Genomic DNA, 19,650 nt, shown 5'->3' with positions numbered 1-19,650 from the left:
GTTCGCGGTTGTGGTTCTCGGTTGGATTACTCGTTCTCGAACTTGGTTTTAGAGAGGTTTTTGCCTCTAGCTAGCCAGACTTTGTGGCCTTGGTTTCGCTCTGGAAGCACCTCGGTGGTGGTTGGGAAGTAGCGCATGGTGTATCCACAGCGGCGGAACTCGCTGGTGTTTGCTTTCGCTCCGTGGATGATGCGGGCTTCGTGTAGCGAGCACTCGTTTGGTTCGAGAGTGAAGTAAACAGCCTTGGATTCATCCACGCCAATGACTTCGGTTTCGAAGATGTTGGTGCCTCCGTCGACTTTTTGGTATTCGCTGAAGCCTCCGCTGTGGGTGCCGGGGACGACGCCCATGCTGCCGTTTTCGGGGAAGGCTCGGTCGATGGCCAGCCAGACGGTGACAATGCCCTCCATGGTGCTGGTTCGGCCGTTCCAGTAGGCGGAGTCTTCATGCCAGGGGGTTGCTTTGCCGGTTCGCGGCTCTTTGCAGATGAAGTGGCTGCTCCAGATACCGATGTTGGGGCCAATGAGGGGCTCGACAAGATCGAGAACCTTGTCGTTCATCAGGAAATCGAGAAAGACGGGCTCGCGAAAATGGATGGTGTCTAGGTCGGCGGCTCCGTACTTTTCGAGGCACCGTTCGAATTCGGCGGTAAGGCGGGCGAACTCGGCGGCTTCGAAAACGGGCTGGTTGAAGAGGGAGTAGCCATGCTTGTCAAAATGCTCGACTTGCTCGGAGGTGAGTCGGGATCGGGTGGCGGCTTCCATACGAAACAGTCTATAACGGGTTTCGTCAAAGGAAGTCGCCACAGTCGAATTCTAGATGTCAGTGGCTGATTCCGTCAAGGATTGAGGTGAGATCACTGGCGGTCAGGTTAGATTCACCTTCCTCCAGCGTATCCTTGTAGGCAGCTTTGACTGCATCCTGATAGCAAGTTAAGGCATCGAGTGCTTCGCCGCAATGCGAGCACTTTTCGACGTGCTTCTTCACGTACTTCATGAACAAGCCGTTCGAGTCTTTGCCTTCGGCGATCTTCTCGATGCTCGAGAGGATTTGAGGGCAGGGGCGGAGTTTGGGTTCGGCGTTGATCATACGGGGTTCACCATAAAGTGGAGTCGGGCGGCAAGTTTGAGGCGGGCGCGGGATAGGCGAGAACGAACAGTTCCTACGGGAATTCCGAGGATATCGGCGGCTTCTTCATAGTCAAACTGGTTCATATCAACTAGTTCGACAACTTCACGCTGGTCTTCGGGAAGTTCGGCGAGAGCTTGTTGGAGAATCGCGCGTGTGTCTGAGTTATCGGCGTCTCGTTGACCGTCGTGCGGCGGAAGTTGGGCTTCATAGCCGCCTTCTTCATCCGAGAATTCGACGATGCGGCGATCTTTGCGCTTCATCATCAGGAACTCGTTGCGAGCAACGGTGGCGAGCCAGGACATGGTGCGGTCGCTGAGTTCCAACTTACCCGCCATAAAACTCTGGAAGCCTTTTACGATGGCTTCTTGAGCAATGTCTCTGGCGATCTCATTGTTTGCTCCCGTCAACTGACGAGTGAAGGCGTTTAGTCGAGGCAGCAAGGGAATGATGAAGCGTTCAAAGTCTTCTCTTTTCGGTGCTGTACTCATCTTCGGTATTTCCAGGGCGAGGGCTATCACTGTAACCAGCTTATGAGGTTTGCCCAAAAATCGTTCCCTGTAAAGTCAAATAGCCAGATTCGAAAAAATCTGGCTATCTTGATCAGGTGTGCCTGACTACTGGTTAGGTTGGTTGTTATCGTTACCGTAGCCGCTGCTGTTTGTATCTCCGCCAGCGACTCCAGGGAATGCGCCTCCGCAACCGATGAAGATCAGGGCCATAATGACGAAGAGAGCTAGGGCGATTAGTTTGAGGTGCTTCATTAGAATTTGCCTCCGATTCCGAAGGTAAGGGCCATCTTGTTTCCGACCGAGCTGTTGAGCGAGAATCGGGTTGAGTCGCCGAGGGTGTTCGTCACGCCAACAAATGCATTGAGCATCTCCGACAATTGGTAGTTCAACCGGGCGTTAACCAGGGCATTCCGCTTCGCAGCTCCCGTGGTCTCATCAACGGTCGAGTAGCCAGTGATTATCACACCGACTTCTGCGTCGAACGAAAGCGAGTTATTCAACTTGAAGTTCTTGTTGACGAAAAACGCGTTGGCCGAAGTTGCTCCGCTGAAACCCTTGATCGAGACTCCCACAGTGTCGCTCAGTGAGCGAGTCACAGCGTAGACGAACGACGTGGAATTGTCCGCAAACGTATTAGGAAACGCGAATCCTAGCGAGTAGGTCCCGTTGAAATCTGCGATGTTTGCCGTGATTCCGAACTCAATGTCGTTTCCGCCAGTATTGATCGCCGGGAAAGCACCTGTCGTTTCCCGTAGGCTTTGGACGGCTTTGAGGTGGAACGAGCTACCGTCGGCGTTAGATGCTCGGTAAGTGTAGCTGCGGTAGAGGCTTTCGGCTCCGCCGAAAGCAGTGTAGCGAAGTTGCAGTGATTGGCTGCCCTCACTGTTGGCAAGTGCGACTTGACCGACGAGTGCAGCGGCAACACCGATAAGAATACGAGTGTTCATCATAGAATTCCCGCCGTCACTATACCAAGTAATTGCGTCGATTACAATCGAAAAGTCCCGATTCACTCCTGAATCCAGTGGTCAAATCTTTGTAAGTGTAATTCTGTTTCCGCTGACATCATATCGATACCTGGCGGCTTCTGCGATCTCCTTGAGGAATCCCCATGGGCTTCCCTTCTCGTCGATTTGAGCGACATTAATCACTTTGACGTTGCCAGTGCTGGTATTCCACGTCACTTTGGTCTTACTCCCGTTCAGGGAGAAAGTGCCGTCAGGACGCAAAAGTGTCAGAAGTTCCCTGATCCGGCACGTTGGTCTTCCGGAAACCATGTGAACGAGCCTAATTTCGAGTCCCGTACTCAGATACACCTTCCATGGCACCGATGTGCTCACCATGTCTGGAGGAGGAGCCGTTTGCATCGCGCCCGCGACTCTAGCAACGATGTCTGCCTTCTGGACCTTTAGTCCAGGGCACGTCTTGTTGGTCTGAGGGTCGTCTCGGTGGAACTTTAAGCTTTCGGGCGCCGCTCCAATGCGCTTATTCATCAACGAAATGGCTTTGACGGCGTGGTCTCGGACGATGGCACCGCGCCCCGAATTGACCTCTTCCGAATCGTATTCGCCCAACATCTCGATCCCCCAACTGTTGCGGTTGAAACTGACGGCATGGACTCCGCGTCGATCGAGGCGCTGGAAGACGATGATCCCATCGGCTCGATCGTCGATGAACAGGTGCGGCGCGCCGCTCCAGCCGAGCTGGTCTTGGTAGTAGCTCAACAAGTTTTGGAGGTGCTGGTCGGTCAGCCCGTCTGGGCGTGTGGCCAGTGAAGGAGCTCCGGTGTGATGTAACGTGACAAACTCCGGGCGAAAGTCGGTGAATGTGACGGTCTTGAGATACGCCTCGAATTCGGCGGGGCGGAATCGACGACCGATAAAGGGAATTGGCATCTTTACCTATAAGACGAGGAAACATGGGTTTTGTCAACCACTCGGCTGCAAGTTGGGAGTGGAAAGTTAGGAGATTATGGGAACAGGCCGATCAGCATTTTGGTTGGGGTTAGCAGCACAGGTACGAAGTGATGGGGAAAATGCGACAGTTTCTTTTGTGTGGCGGGTTGGCTATTGTTGCCGGGACCTCGCTGGGCCAGGTAGGAATCACTGCCGGAAACGACGGTAGGGGGGAACGGCTTCAGCAGAAGCGACTCGAACTGACGGCGGACGTAACCGGGCATTTCGCTAAGGTCAAAGCTACCCACATCTTCAAATCGGGAGAGAACTGGCGAACGGAGCTGGACATCATTTACACCCTCCCCGATGGCGCGATTCCGACGGACTTCGCCTACTACTATCATGGCGAGCGGGTTCCCGCATTCATTACAGAGAAAGAACGGGCAAAGGAAATCTACAAGAACATCACCACCCGGATGCAGGATCCCGCACTGATCGAGTTTATCGGCAAGAAGACGTTTCGAGTCCGGATCTTCCCCGTCGAATATGGTCAGGATCTCCGAATGGAGGTCTGCTGGATTCAGATTGCGAAGACGGTGAAGGGCGTGCCGACGTTTGAGTTCCCGATCAAAATGCGGAAGCAGGATCCGCTGAGCGAGGTCTCCGCAAAGGTGACCGTCGCTCGCGTGCCGTGGCTCAAACGAGCCACGGAGAGCATTGGGTTGAAATCGGATTCAGGAGTGTTCACGTTTGACCAGACGGCGGTTCGGCCACGTTCGGATTGGCGTTTCTCGCTGTTGCCTGTGGCTGGTCAAAAGCCAGTGACCGTCATAGACGGTCGATCCGGCTCGGAGAAAGGATATGCAGCCGTGGCAGGCAACGGTGGTCCAGCATTGAACTCGCCGATGACGATGGAAGTCGGCGGCACCAAAGTGACCTCTGGCACTTATGGCCCCGCTTCGCGATTGTCTCAAGAGGTGATGCCTAATCACCCAGGGCTCAAGATTTGGGCTTACCAGCGGATTCGCTCAATGGAGCGGTCTGCAAAGAATCGCGAGCAGGTCATCGCGATGTCGCTTCGGCACAACCTGATTAGCAAGTTCACCTCCTGGATCGCGATTCCGACGGAGGAGCGAAAGCGATTCGCTCAGATGATCAAGGAGGCGAAGACGGCCGTGAAGGCGCGAAAGCTTGCCGAGGATGTGCTGAAGGGCCGGCTTAGCGAGAAGGCGACGAAGGCTCAGTATGCAGCTTTGCGGATGGAGATATTGTCGGTCGCGGCGGATCCGGCAGCATTTGAGTCAACTTATCTACACGAGCCAATCTCCGATTCAATCAATCGCCGAATTCAGGCAGCCTACGATTTCGGGAGCCTATCGAAGTCCGCCCAGCACAGAAAGCTGTTAGAGACAGAAGCTTCGGTTGCCAGCGGAGTGCAGAAGTTACGCTGGTTGGGCGCAGAACCTGACCAAGCGGATATTGGCAGCCTAGATGGCTACGAACAGTATTTGACGGCTGAGGTAATGGGTAAAGCGCTCAAGGGTGCATTGGATTGGAACTTCATCAAAAAGCACTGCCCATCGCTGAGTAGCATCTCCGAGGAAAATGCTGCCCAGTATGCCTATCGCGTGGCCACGGACGCTCTATTCCATAACATCAGAATGGGCGGTTTGAAACCAACAGATCAACCTGTGATCGAACGACTGTCAAAGTTGCAGAAGAAGTTCAACATTCATCAAGATGTGGATCAGTTGGACCAGCTCTCGATGCCTGGTTACGACGCCCAAGGTAACTCGCTTCCGGAGCTGAGTAGCGAACAGCGGAGCGAAATGGCTCGGCTAGCGAACCGAATCGGATTCTCTACCGAATCTGAGTTTCTGGACGTTCCAAAGTATCGTCAGTTGCGAGAAGAAGGATCGAAACTACAAGGGCAATGGGAGCAGCGCGGGAGGATCGATACCGAGGAACTCGTCGAGTTCAGAAATCGAGTGAACCAGCTCTCGAAGCGTATGGCTGATGACTGCCTGAACCGTGGCATTGCCTACGCATTCGCACCTTGGAGCAATCTTGTCATTCGTAACAAGGATGATTTCGAGAGCCGAGTCGACTACATCCAGGCATATCGGCGGCGGCTCGACGAGTACGCGAAGACCGTTCCGGCGTTGACGAAACAGTTCAAGTACTTCGCCGAACAAGTTGACCAAGAAACGAGTGGTGACGTTTACTATGCCAAGAATCAATACATCGAAGAGTACGGAACAATTGGGAAATCTGAGAAGTACCGAGCAGAGGCGAAGCAGCGGTTGATCAAGAAGCTGGCATGGCTCTACGCTGATGAAGCCCGAGCCCAGCGCGAAGCCGAAGCGGTGACTTTTGGCTCACGTGAACGATTGATCACCGCCTATCGGAAGCGTGGAAATCTGAACCAGCAAGAGATTTCGTCTTTGGAAAAGCAGTTCCTGACGGACCCCTCGAACCAGTGGAGGGGCGAAGATTACAAAAAAGACAGACTGCAACGCATCAAACTCTCGGTGGAGATTGAGGGTCTGGAAGAGACAGGTGCATCCCAGGGTCGCGTTGAGCGGTTGAAGAAGGAACTTGAGCCGATCATCGCTCGCATGGGAGATCCGTTGCTCTCGCTCACGCTGCCGGAGGATACGGTTTCGGCGAAGGCGATCTTCCCTTGGGGAGAGGTTCGAGATTTGAGCCTTAATCCGAAATCTGGTGAGTATCAGGTTCGATTTGACATTCCGCCAACCGCCAGCGAGGGGCCAGGGCAGATTGTTGTGCTGAGCTTTGGATACAGCGGAGTTCCGCGTGTGCATTCGGCTCCGCTGACAGTTGACATGACGGCTCCAGCCCTGGCGATTTCGGTTGCGAATGGCCGACTGGTGATCCGAGATACAACCAAACAAGCGGTTCGAGTAAAGGCGTTCGGATCGGACGGTGAAGCGATTGCTTTGGCGGCACGAGGTTCTTTTGAATGGGTCTCTGTTGGTGGCGTCGAAGGGGTCGAAGGCGTGCGAGTGTTCGCTTTTGACGGAGCCCATAATGTGGCCCAGTATTTGGGTTCTGACGTTGTTAGGTCAGAGCCAGGGATCGCCAAACTTGCGAAGGTTCAAACCCTGACCCACGAACTCGCGGGGATGAACATCCAAGCCGTCGGACATTGGCGCGGAATTGACTTCGCGGGGACGCTTGATGAAGGGCTCTACTACCGCCGTCCCGGCGGGCAGTGGGCACTTTTGGGAGGACTACCCAGCCAAGCAGCACGCCAGTTTGTACCTTTTGGGAACGAACTCGCGATCCGGTTCGGCAGCGGAGACTTGGTTCTGCTCAGCGAAGATTTCACGTTCCGGTCGATCAACTCACAGCTGCCGAGGCGGGCGGCCCTAGCGATTGCATCGGATGGGAAGACGCTCGCGGTTGCCCAGACCGGCGGATTCACCCTTCTCGGGGACTCGAACTCCAACTGGTTCGATCTCCCGGAACTCGCTGGCGGAGCGCCTTCTGCGATTTCGATTGCCAAAGGCAGAGTTGAGATCGGGATCCAAGGTCGCGGGTTCTTCTCGGTCGATCTCTCATCGCGAGGGATCACCGCTATGGCAGAACCACAAGGGCTTACTGACGACTGGGTGACTGGCTTTGGCACCGGGGTTGTGGGAACGTTCGGCGGAGGGGCTTACTTCTTCCGCGACGGAAAGCTATCGGCCATTTCGGAAACGAGCGGAATGCAGGTCACGGGAATCTCGGGGAATCTGATTGCCACTCGAACCGGGGTGTTTATGCTTCAGGACGGATCGGTGCGAAAGCTCGATCTTGAGGGACGAGACGAGGTTCAGGGCATTTGTAAAACGGATCAGGGAACCCTCTTGGCGACCCGGAAGGGCGTGCTCCGGATCGCTGATTAAGAGCTAGTTCCTGCCGACCGAAAGGACTTCGAGTTTGCTTCGAAGCTCCTTTCGGAGGCCGCCAATGGATTGTGCATCCGGAGCTTCGTCGCGGACAACGACCCGGAACAAGCCGAAGTCTCCCTTCTCGTAGCCGAAGCTTTTCCCGTCATCCTCGTAAACCCTTCCCTCGATTGGTCCTAAACCGTAACATCTGAGGGTCAACTTTCCGGCCGTGAGGGCCTGGGCGACGTTTTTTGCCTTCGCAAAAGTCGGAATTGCGCTGCCTTCTCTAACGTAAAGCGGGATCTCGCTGAGACCGGGTTTGACGGTGATCTTTTCGTTTTCGCCGACGAGTTTCCCATTCGCATATTCGTACCACTTCCCTTTCGGCAACCTTACTGTACGTGAGGTCTCGCCGGTGAACATCGGAGCGGCCAGCAAGGAGTCGCCGATCATGTACTGGTCGGTTTCGGTTCCGCCATCGACGAGGCTCATTGGGCGAATCGGCGGGGTGCCGTCCATCGCGTACTGAGCGAAGGCGGTGTATAGATAGGGCACTAATGACTCGCGAAGGAGCATTGCTTCCTTCACGTTTTCGTTGACTGTCGGGAAGCTCCAGGGCTTGGTTCCGTCTGCCCAAGCGTTTAATTGGGCGATGGGTGACAGACAGGCAGATTGCATCCGCCGGACCCACTCTTCGGGGCTGCTGGCACTTCGGATTTCAGCACACCAGAGGGTGCCGGCGAGGGATGAACTCGTGAGCGCGGTGACGTATTGGCGGTGATCATACGTGTCGCTGTAGATCGCAAACGGGAGGTGGCTTGCGCCGCCGTTTGAGGCTCGGACGAGGCCAAAGGTTCGCTCGTTCTTTTTCTTGTACATGTCGAGCAGCAGCTCTTGCCAAAGGACACCGTAAATTTGGCGCATTTGGAGGCCGTCTGGGCCGGATTTGAACTCTGCATGATCGGGCCAGAGCCAGACATCGAAGCCGTCCACTTCGTCAATTTTGTAGCCGCTGACTCCAGGATGCTTTGCGGCGTGAAAGTCTTGGACCGTCTTTCGGGCTTTCTTGTCGAGAACATCGGGGGCTCCACCGAGCCAGACGGTGTGCGAGCCGAACTTGTCACCGAGAGCCGTAAAAAGCTCAGTCTGTGGTGCGACGTAGGGGTTCTCCCAAAGGTTGACCTTGATACCTTTCTCGCCTAGTTTCGTGAGGAACCCTGGCGGATCAGGGAATCGCTCCTTGCTCCACTCCATCGAGCCGGGGTACGACCGGGTTTGCCAGCCCGGTTCGAGGCCGATCACATCGAGCGGGAATCCTCGCTTTTCGAACTCGTTCGCTTCGTCGAGTACCTGCTGGGCGGTTGCCAGCGAAGGGGTTCGGTGCCAGAATCCGAGCGCCCACATTGGGGGCATCGCTCCGCCGCCGCAAAGCAAGTTGTACCTCCGGATCGCGTCCATCGCGGTTGGTCCGGTCAGCACGATCACTTCGAGACCCGGCGCTTCGACGCTGGCTTCGACCCACTCGCTGGGTGGCTGGTCGTCCCACTTTCGGTCGGTGTTGCGATCTCGGAACGGCGGGCGGTTCGCGTCGTCTAGCCGGTTTCCGATCCCGACGTAGAAGTTGGTTGGGCGGCTTGTGTTGAGGAAGACCGCATAGCCAGCGCTACTGACGTAGAGCGGAGTCGGGACGTGGAGGCGGTCGTTACCTTGGTCGTAGTGGTCGACGCGCAGGTGGTAAATCCCTTTCCGCCGATCTGCCCCTTTCATCTGGAGACCTAGGCCGAAGATTTTCTCGCCTTTCCCGAGCGGGATGTGGACCGTGGCGAAGTTCTTGGATTTTTTCAGACCAACCGATTCGAGCGCGAACGGCAGCCTTCCTTTCGGCATGGCGGCGAGCCGCTCGGTTTTCGCTTTTGTTCGACCTGCATCGGTCAGCGTCGGCTTATCTGCCGAGCCGATTTGGGCTCGCCAGATTCCTGGCTGAATCTCCGTCCAGTTCGTTTTTGGTTGATTGCCTGCGCTCGTCATGATGACTCCGAGTAGAAACTGCATTCGCTTTTCCTTGCCGAGACCCCCTGCCGTCAGAGGACTTGGCAATCGTACCGCAGGCTCTGCTCAGTTTGAGATAACGCGTTTGGGATAACATCTGGGAATGCGGTACTGGGCGGTTTTTGGGTTGGCTTTGGGTTGTGGATTGGCATCTGCAAAAGACGTGACGACGCCGAAGCAATTCCTGGGGTTTGATGTTTGCGCCGACTATCAACTGGCCGATTACGGGCAGCTTTCGGCTTACTGGAAGCTGCTTGAAAAAGAGTCAGGGCGACTTCACGTCCAGTCGATGGGGAAGACCGAGGAAGGACGCGATCAGTACATGGCAATCGTCACTGACCCGGCAAACTACAAGAACCTGAAGAAGTATCAGGAGATCAACCGCAGGATTGTTTTGGCGAAGTCGATTGGCAACGAAGCCGAGGCTCGGAAGTTGGCGAAAGGAGCCAAGGCGGTCGTTTGGATCGACGGTGGGCTGCACTCGAACGAGACGATTTCGACGCAATCTCTGATCGAAACCGCTTACCGGCTTTCGAGCAAGGACGATGAAGAGACGAAGCGAATCCTGAAGGACTGCATCATCCTGCTGGTTCACGCTAACCCGGACGGGATGGACCTGGTTTCCAAGTGGTACATGCGTCGGTCCAAGCCGGAGGAGCGCTCCTTGGCGGGATTGCCCCGGCTTTATGAGAAGTACGCGGGGCACGATAACAACCGGGACTTCTATGCTTCAAACCTTGCCGAGACGCGGAACATGAACCGGATTTTGTATCACGAGTGGTTCCCGCAGATTGTTTACAATCACCACCAGACGGCCCCATCGGGAGCGATCATGTTTGTGCCGCCTTTCCGTTCGCCATTCAACCATAACGTGGACGCATTGGTGCAGATCAGCACGGATTTGGCGGGGACGCTGATTCACCAGCGACTGATTGCCGAGGGCAAGAAGGGCTCGGTGATGCGCAACGGCGCGGGGTATTCGGCTTGGTGGAACGGCGGGCTTCGCACCACGACTTACTTCCACAACATGATTGGGATTTTGACGGAGCTTTGGGGCTCGCCGAATCCGGGTCCTATTCCGTTTGTGGCAGCGCGCCAGGTTCCTACGGGTGACTTACCTTTGCCAGCGGATCCGGGGATGTGGCATGCGCGGGACTCGCTGGAGTACGAGATCACGGCTAACTACGCCCTGCTCGACTACGCTTCGCGCCAGCGAGAGACTCTGGTTTACAACATGTACCGGGCGGCCCAGAACTCAATTGAGAAGGGGTCGAAGGATAGCTGGACAAAGTATCCGTCGAAGATCGCCCAGTACGGGGAGAAGGCGCTTTCTGATCCGGAATTGCGGGATGCGCGGGCGTATTTGATTCCGTCTAACCAGCCCGACTTCCCCGCTGCTCAAAAGCTCTTAGATCGCCTGGCAATTTGTGGCGTGGAGATTGAACGATGCGAAAAGGGGTACTTGATTAGGGCAAATCAAGCTTTCCGTCCGCACATTATTGACATGTTCGAGCCGCAGGATCACCCCAACGATCTGTCGTACCCGGGAGGCCCACCAAATCGCCCGTACGACTCAGCGGGGTGGACGTTGGCGATGCAGATGGGCGTCAAGTTTGAGCGAATACTTGACGACAACTTCCTGCGTTCAAACAAAGAACTCACTTGGCCAATGAATTGGTTCAAGCTCATTGAGCCTCAATTGTTCTGGACCGAGAAGGCTGGCGCAAAGCAGGGGGATGGAATTGGCGGATGGACGGAAACAACGGGATTGTTTCCAGTAGATGCAGGAATGTCGTTTGCTTGGGCAAACGTGGTTAGCGAAGCGGGTGGGAAAGTCACTCGAACCGACAAGGGAGATTTTGTTATCGCGCTCCCGAAGAACTTAACCCCTTTGCTCGTTCAACTCCGATACGGAATGACGAAGTACACAGGAGCTCCTCATACGGCCGTCCCCTACAAACGTCTCCGCATCGGACTCTGGGATACCTACGGCGGGTCGATGGATTCGGGGTGGTTGCGGTACACGTTGGAGAAGTATCACTTTGATTTTAAGGTGATTTACCCGCCCCAGTTTGGCGAGGATTTGGGGGAGAAGTTTGACGTGATCCTGTTCCCAGATGGCGCGATTCCGACGGGGGATCGACGGGGTAGTAACGACCTGCTAAATGACCCGACGGTTTCGGCTGAGCTGAAGGCGATCATGGGCGACATGAACGCGGAGCGGATCAAGAATCTGGAGAAGTTCGTGAAGGATGGCGGGCGGGTCGTGGCGATTGGATCGGCGGGAAAGAACCTGGCTACGCGCTTCTCATTGCCGGTTGAGGATGCCCTTGACGGCGTAAAGGGGACGGAGTACTACGTTCCTTCTTCGGTCCTGCGGATGCGAGTTGAGCCGAGCTGGCTGACGCGCGGTTATGAAGAGTACGTGGATGTGATGTTCGACAACTCGCCGGTTTACAAGCTGAAGGAGGGTGCGACACGGATCGCTTGGTTTGACTCGGCTTCGCCGCTTCGGTCAGGTTGGGCGCTGGGTCAGGACAAGCTGAAGGATACAACGGCGGTGGCACTCTGCCCACTAGGGAAAGGTGAAGTGGTCCTGATTGGGCCGGAGGTGAACTTCCGGGCGCAGAGCGACGCCGGGTTCAAACTCCTCTTCAATGCCTTGTCTGAGAAGCCTTAGGGCCAGAAGCCCGAATGAGCTAGAATCTTGGCTGAGTGCAAAGCGCAGAATACGCCCGGATGTATGAGCTGGAGGACACCTATTGGTGGTTCGTTGCTCGCCGGGAACTGGCGCTCTCGGTGCTACACGGGGCGGGTTTGTCCGGTGCTACGTTGCTGGACGTCGGTTGCGGAACAGGCGCAGGCCAGTCGGCTTTTGCGGAGTTTGGGACGGTTTATGGCGTTGACTTTAGCCAGGAAGCGCTAGAGTTTTCGGGTTCCCGGGGCCTCACTTTGCTGGCGAAGGCTGACGCGGAAAAGCTCCCAATTCGTACAAGTTCGGTCGATGCTGTTGTAACTTTAGATACCATTGAGCACGTTCCGGATGACCGGGCAGCCCTGAAAGAAATCGCGCGAGTCCTCAAACCTGGGGGACTGCTCCTGATGAACGTCCCCGCGTTCATGTTTCTTTGGGGGCCGCACGATATCGCGCTGATGCATCAGCGGCGGTACACCACCGCCTCGGCTCGCCGAGCGGTTTTGGCGGCCGGACTGGAAGTGGAGCGTGCGACCTACAGCGTCTTCCTGTTGTTTCCGATGGTGCTTGCCTCAAGAGTCCTCAGTAAGCTAAAGGGTGGAGAACCGTCGGCGAAACTCCCCGAGCTTCCGGCATGGTTCCAACGGTACCTCGGTTGGGTGATGCGTCTCGAGCTTTCACTGCTGAAGAGGATCAACCTGCCTTGGGGAAGCTCGGTGGTGATCGTCGCAAGGAAGCCGAGTTGAGCGCCGTTGGTTACTCTGGCAAGGCGGTTTGGGAAAAGCTCGGACTGAAACCGGGACTCCGGGTTTCGGTTCTGGGTCAGGACGTCGAGTATGCGCCCTTAGTTGGGTTGGACTTTGAAGTTTTGTCCACGTTGCCTAAGGATGCCGAGCTAGTGCATCTCTTTGCCGTCGAGCGATCAACCTTGGAGCTTGAACTGGATCGCCTGTGGCAGGAGTGCACGCGCACGGTGGTTGTATGGGTGAGCTGGCCAAAGAAAGCGTCTAAGGTTCCGACGGACGTCGACGAGCAGGTGATTCGAGATGTTTGCCTGCCGATGGGGTGGGTGGACGTGAAGGTGTGTGCGGTGAGTGACGTGTGGAGCGGGCTGAAGTTGGTGGTTCGAAAAGAGCTTCGGTGAGCTTTCAGAGATTCTTGAAACGTAGAATAGTGATATGAAAGCTAGGTTTCGGGTGGGATGCGTTCCTTATGTGAACGCGAGGCCGTTGGTGGCGTGTTTTGACCAGCCGAATGAGTTTGTTGAGGTGGTTTATGACGTGCCGTCTCGGCTTCCGGCGTTGCTGGATTCGGGGGAGGTGGATGCGATTTTGGTGTCCTCCATCGAGTATCTGCGCCGGGAGGACTTGGTGATCGCGGCGGACGTGGGGATTATGAGCAATGGGCCGGTGGCGTCGGTTCGGATGCTGTCGAAGGTTCCTTTGGAGGAGATTCGGACTTTGGCTCTAGATGAAAGCTCGATGACGAGCAATATGCTGGCTCAGATTATTCTGGCGGAGCAGGGGGTTCGACCTTCGTTGCTGACGATGGAGCCGGACCAGACGGCGATGTTGGCAGCTTGTGATGCTTGCGTTTTGATTGGGGATAAGGGGCTGGAGGCCGATGGGACAGGGTTGGTCGACATTGATTTGGGGGCGGCTTGGACGGAGTTGACGGGGGAGCAGTTCGTCTGGGCACTTTGGCTGGCGAAGCGAGGTCAGAGTTTCGACTACAACGAACTTCGTGACTACCTAAAACATGCGAACACTTTTAGCGGCATTGTCCGAATCCATTGCACCCTAGATCTCGCTTCAGACAACGTCGAGAACACCACTATTGAAGACCGTGGACCAGCGCTCACCTGGGTGTTCTCGGAAGCCGCATCTAGATCGGGTTGGTCTTTCGAGAAAGTAGAGGACTATCTCACCCATAACGTACGTTACGCTGGAGAAATGCATCGCAGCCTTGCCGCATTTCAGGCGCGACTACAGGGCCACAACCTCCTGTCGAGCTCAAGAGAAATCGGTATCGGACCGTTTGAGCGAATCTTGGCGGTGGCCAAGCTGTATTCCCAAGTCTAGGGAACGAGACCACATCGAGCAAGCAGACGGACAGCCAAAAAACTGAAACCCGCCTAAGCTAACCAAACCTTAACTTAGGGCTATTATTCTTAACAGGTTATATGAAGATTGGTATTGCTCTTGTCGCGTTCGGTTTGATTGGCGGTGTCGGAGTTGCTCCGCAGGATACGACACCCAGCCAGGTTCACATCTCCTATGGCGAGGACCCGACTCGGATGATGCGGGTTATGTGGCAGACGGCGAGTCCAACTGGGACTCGCACGGTTGAGTACGGAGAGACTAAGGAGCTTGGGATGGTTGCCCCGGGGATTCAGCCGACTTATCCTTACCAAACCGGCGCGATTTGTGAGGCGACGCTTTACAACCTGAAGCCTAAGACGAAGTACTTCTACAGAGTTGGTAGCAAGGAAGGTGGATTCAGCCCGGTGCGCGAGTTCATGACGGCGGAGCCAGATCCTAAGGAGTTCGTTTTTACTGCTTACGGCGATCACGGTGTCTCGTCGGATGCGGCGAAGAATGTTGAGAACGTTCTTTTCGAGAAGCCGGCTTTCCATCTGATGCTCGGCGACATCTCTTATGCCAACGGAGATCAGCCGATTTGGGACAAGTACCTGCAGCAGATCGAGCCAATGACCAGCGTCATCCCCTACATGCTCACTTTGGGTAATCACGAGAACGAGGACATCAAGATTGATGGTGCCTCGACCAAGATCGGGTATATGTCGACGCTCGCCCGATTTGCGATGCCGGGGGCCGAGAATTGGTACACGTTCGACTACGGCTGCGCCCGCTTTGTCTCCATCAATTCCGACGCCTACAAAGCTCCGGGGCACCTGGAGTGGCTCGATGCGACGTTGGCGACGGCTCGGAAAGACCCGTCAGTGAAGTGGATCGTGGTAATGCAGCACCACCCGGTCTACGGAACCTCGAAAGGACGCGGCGATAACCAAGGGCTGATCGATAACGTGGCTCCGATCTACGATAAGTACAAGGTTGACTTGGTTCTGCAGGGCCACGACCACCACTACGAGCGGCAGTACCCCATGCGCTCCAACGCGATTGCCAGCAAAGACAAGAGCAAGTACAAGAAGGGCGTTGGAACTCTTTATGTGATCGAGGGCGGCGGCGGACGGCCGATGTACGACTTCAGCGACCCGATGCCGGAGAAGTGCGCTCTGCGCGAGAAGACGAATGGATACCTGCGGGTGAAGGTGACGAAGAAGTCGATTTCGCTTGAGGCGAAGCGGCTGGATCGGTCACTCATCGAGAAGTACGAGATCAGCGAGTAATGGCAAGCTGCCGACGATCTGATTGATTCTCGGTTATTCAGAGAAATTTGGATTAGAATCACATCATGCTCACTGGAGCTTTGGTGCTGATGTCGACGTTGACTACCTCAAAGGATTTTGCCCGCCGGGCGGCGGATTGGCGGAATGGGGCGGTGGTTTACCAGGTAATGGTGGACCGCTTTGCGCCTTCGGTGAACCTTGAGGCGAAGAAAGCTTTGTACGCTTCTCCGAAGCGACTCTTGCCGTGGACCACTGAACCCAAGCAGGGGAAGAACAACGAGAAGCTGGGGATGTGGTCGCACGAGATCGATTTTTGGGGCGGGGATTTGGCCTCGTTCGAGTCGAAGCAGAGCTACATCAAGGAGCTCGGGGCGGATGTTGTGTACTTCCTGCCGATCTTTGAGGGGTTTACCAACCACAAGTACGACACGATGGATTACACCAAGATCGACCCCCAGTACGGTACACGGGAAGATTTACGGCGTGTGGTGAAGGGGCTCCATCGTGACGGGATGAAGGTGATGCTGGATGGCGTCTTTAACCATCTCAGCCAGTATGCGCCGATATTCACGGCAGCTCGGGCGGATGCGACGGACGCTCGTCGGGATTGGTTTTTCTTTGACGACAAGGGCGCTTATCGGGCATACGCCAACGTTCGGAACATGCCGGCGTGGAACCTAGAGAACAAGTCGGTTCGGGATTATCTTTGGAATGCGAAGTCCTCGATTATCCGGCAGTATCTCAAGGACGGCGTCGATGGCTGGCGGCTGGATGTGGCGTTTGAAGTCGGTCCTCAGTGGTGCGACGAAATCACCAAGGCGGCGCACAAAGAGAAAAATGGATCGTGGGTTGTGGGAGAGGTTGCCGGGTATCCGTCGGACTGGTTCCCGCAGCTTGATGGAACGTACAACTTCACTCCATTTGCCATCGGACGGGCGATGCTCGACGGCAAGATGTCTGGCGGACAGGCGAGCTTGGCTTTGCAGCATATGGTCGAGGACGCAGGGATCGAGAACTTACTCCGAAGTTGGGTGCATACCGATAACCACGATACAGCGCGGCTGGCGAGTGTGGTGCCTGGTTTCGAAGATCGGAATTTTGTTCGGGCAATTCAGTTCCTGGTGCCCGGGTCGCCGGTTTTGTATTACGGCTCTGAACTAGGGATGGAGGGTAAGGATGACCCGATGAACCGAGCCCCGATGCGTTGGGACTTGGTGAGTGATTCGAATCCGGATTTGGCTTCGACTCGGAAATTGGTAGCCTTGCGAAAGGAATCTCCGGCTTTGCGTTATGGGGATTGCTTGGGTTTGGCGACGGAGAAGTTGTTGGGGTTTGTGCGGACGACAGACAAGGTTCGGGAGGCGGTGATTGTGGTTGCGAATCCGACGAGCAAAGCGGTGACGGAGACGTTTCCTAGCCGGGTCGGGCGGATTATGAGCTGGGGTGAGCTGGAAGATGCGCTGAGCGGGACGAAGTACCGGAGCGTGAACGGGATGTTGACGGTGACAGTGCCCCCGAAGTCGGTTCAAGTGTTGCGGCCGATCACGTCGGCGACCGACGGCATCAGCCGCTACCACCGGATTGATCCGCTAAACTAACCGGCATGAACTGGGAATCAACGGATAACTTTGGCAACCTTTCGGTGGCGACTTCTTCGGCGAGTTCGTTGGAAGAGTTGCGGACCGAGTTGGAATCGATGATCGACGTGGTGTTTGCTCGGACTCCAGAAGGCGTCGTCTTCAGCGTCGATAAGAGCTATCAAGAGATTGCGGCTCCGAGCGATCAGCAGGTAACCCATGTGCTGACGGTTCCCCTTTTGGCGACACTAAGCGCGGAAGATGTACAGGCAACTTTGCGAGAAGTGCTGGCCAAGATGGGTCGCGAGGCGGCGGTTCAAGGAACCTGGTAGGCACTTATGGTATCATGGTAGTGCCGCCGAACTTTACACATTCCTTTGCGTGCGGCTTTTTCTATGCCAAATACCCAAAACCGGGGTGCATCGCGTGGCGATGCCTCACCCAAACGATTCCGAAAATACGCCGCTTCGACAACGATCACGGCGCGAAATTCGGATCGACCTTCACGACCGCGACACGAGTCCACTGCGGTTGTGGAGACTGCCATCGCCCCGATGGCCTTCACTGCACTTGGACTCCCTAACTGGCTTGCTAGTCGGCTGACGCCGATGGGCATTTCTGAGCCTACAGAGATCCAAGGAGCAGCCATTCCGGTCGCTTTGACTGGTGTTGATGTTGTTGGCCTTGCTCAGACGGGAACGGGCAAAACGCTTGCGTTTGGCCTGCCAATGCTTGTGAAGCTTGGTCAGTACGACCAAGGGCTGGTGCTTGCACCAACTCGTGAGCTTGCCGCTCAGATTCAAGAGACGTTCCAGAAACTCGGAGTGCGAACAGCGCTTCTCATCGGCGGCGCGCCAATGGGTCGTCAAGTTAGCCAGCTTCGTTCGAATCCTAAGGTCATCGTTGCGACCCCAGGTCGGCTTGCCGATCACCTGGCTCAGCGAACGGTTAATCTCCGCGACGTTCGGGTTGCGGTACTTGACGAAGCCGATCGAATGCTCGATATGGGTTTCATCGGACCGATTCGAGACATCCTCGGCAAGACTCCTACAGACCGACAGACTCTGTTGTTCTCAGCGACCTTCCCTCAAGAGATTGAGCGATTGGCCTCGGAGTTCATGCGAGACCCTCAGCGAATCGAGGTTGCCAAACAGGGCACCGCGATTGACCTGGTTACCCAGGAGCTGTTGGTTCTGCAGAAAGACTCTAAGCCGGAGATGCTTCGCCGAATCGTTTACGAAGAAAAGGGCACCATTTTGGTGTTCTCTCGAACTCGACACGGGGCGACCAAACTCGCGAAGGCGATGCGGAACGACGGCCACACGGCTGCCGAACTGCACTCTGACCGAACCCTTGCCCAGCGCATGAGTGCCCTCAAGGGCTTCAAGACTGGCGAGTACCGAGTCATGGTTGCGACCGACATCGCCGCTCGTGGAATTGACGTCAAGGGAATCTCCTTGGTCGTCAACTACGACGTGCCGGAGAATCCTGAGGATTACGTTCACCGAATCGGTCGAACCGGTCGAGCTGGTGCCAAAGGCCGAGCCGTGATGCTTGCATCGCCGGACCAGCACCGAGATGTGCGAGACATCGAGAAGCTGATGGGAATGCAACTTGCAATCTCCGAAGATTCTGAGTGTTCGCTGCCCGCTCCGCGCACCCACGGCGGACGACCAGGCCAAGGCGGAAACCGCCCAAGCCGAAATCGCGGTCGGAAGACTGGTGCTTGGCGCGGCGGAAGCGGACGCTAGAGTCCGCTGATTGGAACGGTTAGCTCAATGGGCTCCGTTCGCTTGGGAATGAGCTGATTAATCGTAATCGGCTCAAGCCCTTGAAACTTCGACATGAACGGGATGTTCTCTCGATCCATAATCTGGTCTCCTGGCGTGAACATGATTCGCGCAGAGACCATTTTTTTGTCTTTTGTCAAGAACTCCATTCCGTGCTCGTGTACAGACTTTAGATTCGTGCAGGTCACCATCACCCGCGGCCCGCTGGGGGTCTGTGCGCGTTTGAAAGTAACGTATCCCGTATTCAGGTAAAGCTTGGGGAAGCCGTCAGGTTGCATCTCGCGCTCGACTTTGACATCCTCACGACGATAGACAAACACGCGACCCCGAATCACGACCTTGTCTCCTTGACCGAGCTTCTTCGCAGGCACTTCTTCGATAAGCTTTTCGCTAAATGTCGATCTTGGCTGTGAAATCGGAACTAGCGTTCCATCCGCTTTGCGGACGAATGACTGGGCTTCGAAGCGAATAACCTCATTGGAGTGCATCTGCCCGCCGGCGCTTAACATAGTTTTTAGCTTTCCATCGGCCACCTTGGCTTCGCCTTTGACATTGAACCCAGAAGCTCGTGCGGATGGACTTTGAGGAAACTCGACATGTTTCGCGACATTCGAGGCACTCGAACGGCGATCAAATAGCACGAGCAGCGCGCCCGCGACGCCAACGATCGCCAACATCCCGTAACCGTTTGTTCCCCGCACGACTACTAGTTTGGCACCTTTGAACCTATTCTTGCCT

At 55.7% G+C, this 19,650-nt stretch carries 17 protein-coding genes; 9 read left to right on the top strand and 8 right to left on the bottom strand.

Annotation, left to right across the window (positions count from 1 at the left end; genetic code table 11):
- Positions 1-26 precede the first annotated feature (26 nt).
- The 6 genes from WCK51_06245 to WCK51_06220 form a co-directional block, all read right to left on the bottom strand.
- Positions 27-764, bottom strand: a complete 738-nt coding sequence (locus tag WCK51_06245) for a phytanoyl-CoA dioxygenase family protein (protein MEI7576475.1) — start codon at positions 762-764, stop codon at positions 27-29.
- A gap of 58 nt (positions 765-822) precedes the next feature.
- Complete coding sequence (locus tag WCK51_06240; protein ID MEI7576474.1) at positions 823-1,089, bottom strand: hypothetical protein; 267 nt, start codon at positions 1,087-1,089, stop codon at positions 823-825.
- Positions 1,086-1,649, bottom strand: coding sequence for an RNA polymerase sigma factor (locus WCK51_06235; protein MEI7576473.1), 564 nt, complete (start codon positions 1,647-1,649; stop codon positions 1,086-1,088). Before WCK51_06235 ends, WCK51_06240 begins: the two co-directional genes overlap by 4 nt.
- A gap of 96 nt (positions 1,650-1,745) precedes the next feature.
- Positions 1,746-1,892 (bottom strand): hypothetical protein, encoded by a 147-nt coding sequence (locus WCK51_06230; protein MEI7576472.1) that lies wholly within the window; start codon positions 1,890-1,892, stop codon positions 1,746-1,748.
- A complete protein-coding gene (locus tag WCK51_06225; protein MEI7576471.1) occupies positions 1,892-2,590 on the bottom strand; it encodes a hypothetical protein in 699 nt (232 codons plus the stop codon). Before WCK51_06225 ends, WCK51_06230 begins: the two co-directional genes overlap by 1 nt.
- Positions 2,591-2,668: 78 nt before the next feature.
- Positions 2,669-3,535 carry a peptidoglycan recognition family protein gene (locus WCK51_06220; protein MEI7576470.1) on the bottom strand — a complete coding sequence of 289 codons (867 nt, stop codon included), beginning with the start codon at positions 3,533-3,535 and terminating at the stop codon, positions 2,669-2,671.
- Positions 3,536-3,675: 140 nt separating this feature from the next.
- On the opposite strand from WCK51_06220, the gene WCK51_06215 reads away from it, so the two are divergent.
- Positions 3,676-7,446: a VIT domain-containing protein gene (locus WCK51_06215; protein ID MEI7576469.1), complete on the top strand. Its 3,771-nt coding sequence runs from the start codon at positions 3,676-3,678 to the stop codon at positions 7,444-7,446.
- A 3-nt stretch (positions 7,447-7,449) separates the two neighbouring features.
- On the opposite strand, the gene WCK51_06210 is transcribed toward WCK51_06215, so the two are convergent.
- The gene (locus WCK51_06210) at positions 7,450-9,483 is read right to left on the bottom strand and encodes a TIM-barrel domain-containing protein (GenBank protein MEI7576468.1); all 2,034 of its coding nucleotides are present in this window, start codon (positions 9,481-9,483) and stop codon (positions 7,450-7,452) included.
- Between the two features lie 100 nt (positions 9,484-9,583).
- Here WCK51_06210 and WCK51_06205 point away from each other — a divergent pair, with 100 nt between their 5' ends.
- The 8 genes from WCK51_06205 (at position 9,584) to WCK51_06170 (ending at position 18,873) form a co-directional block, all read left to right on the top strand.
- On the top strand, positions 9,584-12,160 hold the full coding sequence (locus WCK51_06205) for a M14 metallopeptidase family protein (protein ID MEI7576467.1): 2,577 nt from the start codon (positions 9,584-9,586) through the stop codon (positions 12,158-12,160).
- Between the two features lie 35 nt (positions 12,161-12,195).
- On the top strand, positions 12,196-12,921 hold the full coding sequence (locus WCK51_06200; protein ID MEI7576466.1) for a class I SAM-dependent methyltransferase: 726 nt from the start codon (positions 12,196-12,198) through the stop codon (positions 12,919-12,921).
- Positions 12,918-13,319 carry a DUF3052 domain-containing protein gene (locus WCK51_06195; protein MEI7576465.1) on the top strand — a complete coding sequence of 134 codons (402 nt, stop codon included), beginning with the start codon at positions 12,918-12,920 and terminating at the stop codon, positions 13,317-13,319. Before WCK51_06200 ends, WCK51_06195 begins: the two co-directional genes overlap by 4 nt.
- Positions 13,320-13,353: 34 nt before the next feature.
- Complete coding sequence (locus WCK51_06190; GenBank protein ID MEI7576464.1) at positions 13,354-14,256, top strand: menaquinone biosynthesis protein; 903 nt, start codon at positions 13,354-13,356, stop codon at positions 14,254-14,256.
- Positions 14,257-14,357: 101 nt separating this feature from the next.
- Entirely contained in the window at positions 14,358-15,545 is a 1,188-nt protein-coding gene (locus WCK51_06185) for a metallophosphoesterase family protein (GenBank protein ID MEI7576463.1), read from the top strand.
- A gap of 65 nt (positions 15,546-15,610) precedes the next feature.
- A complete protein-coding gene (locus WCK51_06180; GenBank protein MEI7576462.1) occupies positions 15,611-17,143 on the top strand; it encodes an alpha-amylase family glycosyl hydrolase in 1,533 nt (510 codons plus the stop codon).
- A gap of 5 nt (positions 17,144-17,148) precedes the next feature.
- Positions 17,149-17,454 carry a hypothetical protein gene (locus WCK51_06175; GenBank protein ID MEI7576461.1) on the top strand — a complete coding sequence of 102 codons (306 nt, stop codon included), beginning with the start codon at positions 17,149-17,151 and terminating at the stop codon, positions 17,452-17,454.
- 63 nt (positions 17,455-17,517) lie between these two features.
- Entirely contained in the window at positions 17,518-18,873 is a 1,356-nt protein-coding gene (locus WCK51_06170; GenBank protein MEI7576460.1) for a DEAD/DEAH box helicase, read from the top strand.
- Here the strand turns inward: WCK51_06170 and WCK51_06165 are convergent.
- Positions 18,870-19,613, bottom strand: a complete 744-nt coding sequence (locus WCK51_06165) for a hypothetical protein (GenBank protein MEI7576459.1) — start codon at positions 19,611-19,613, stop codon at positions 18,870-18,872. The genes WCK51_06170 and WCK51_06165 overlap by 4 nt on opposite strands.
- Positions 19,614-19,650 lie beyond the last annotated feature (37 nt).

It is taken from the genome of Armatimonadota bacterium, from assembly GCA_037138755.1.
GTDB lineage: Bacteria > Armatimonadota > Fimbriimonadia > Fimbriimonadales > Fimbriimonadaceae > Fimbriimonas.
The sequence above is the reverse complement of the archived record's forward strand: the minus strand, read 5'-3'. Positions and strand labels throughout refer to the sequence as shown.

What these genes read in the sequence shown, in the direction of transcription:
- WCK51_06245 (MEI7576475.1), bottom strand. Translation starts at nt 764, where the DNA reads ATGGAAGCCGCCACCCGATCCCGACTCACCTCCGAGCAAGTCGAGCAT.
- WCK51_06240 (MEI7576474.1), bottom strand. Translation starts at nt 1,089, where the DNA reads ATGATCAACGCCGAACCCAAACTCCGCCCCTGCCCTCAAATCCTCTCG.
- WCK51_06230 (MEI7576472.1), bottom strand. Translation starts at nt 1,892, where the DNA reads ATGAAGCACCTCAAACTAATCGCCCTAGCTCTCTTCGTCATTATGGCC.
- WCK51_06225 (MEI7576471.1), bottom strand. Translation starts at nt 2,590, where the DNA reads ATGATGAACACTCGTATTCTTATCGGTGTTGCCGCTGCACTCGTCGGT.
- WCK51_06220 (MEI7576470.1), bottom strand. Translation starts at nt 3,535, where the DNA reads ATGCCAATTCCCTTTATCGGTCGTCGATTCCGCCCCGCCGAATTCGAG.
- WCK51_06215 (MEI7576469.1), top strand. Translation starts at nt 3,676, where the DNA reads ATGCGACAGTTTCTTTTGTGTGGCGGGTTGGCTATTGTTGCCGGGACC.
- WCK51_06210 (MEI7576468.1), bottom strand. Translation starts at nt 9,483, where the DNA reads ATGCAGTTTCTACTCGGAGTCATCATGACGAGCGCAGGCAATCAACCA.
- WCK51_06205 (MEI7576467.1), top strand. Translation starts at nt 9,584, where the DNA reads ATGCGGTACTGGGCGGTTTTTGGGTTGGCTTTGGGTTGTGGATTGGCA.
- WCK51_06190 (MEI7576464.1), top strand. Translation starts at nt 13,354, where the DNA reads ATGAAAGCTAGGTTTCGGGTGGGATGCGTTCCTTATGTGAACGCGAGG.
- WCK51_06185 (MEI7576463.1), top strand. Translation starts at nt 14,358, where the DNA reads ATGAAGATTGGTATTGCTCTTGTCGCGTTCGGTTTGATTGGCGGTGTC.
- WCK51_06180 (MEI7576462.1), top strand. Translation starts at nt 15,611, where the DNA reads ATGCTCACTGGAGCTTTGGTGCTGATGTCGACGTTGACTACCTCAAAG.
- WCK51_06175 (MEI7576461.1), top strand. Translation starts at nt 17,149, where the DNA reads ATGAACTGGGAATCAACGGATAACTTTGGCAACCTTTCGGTGGCGACT.
- WCK51_06170 (MEI7576460.1), top strand. Translation starts at nt 17,518, where the DNA reads ATGCCAAATACCCAAAACCGGGGTGCATCGCGTGGCGATGCCTCACCC.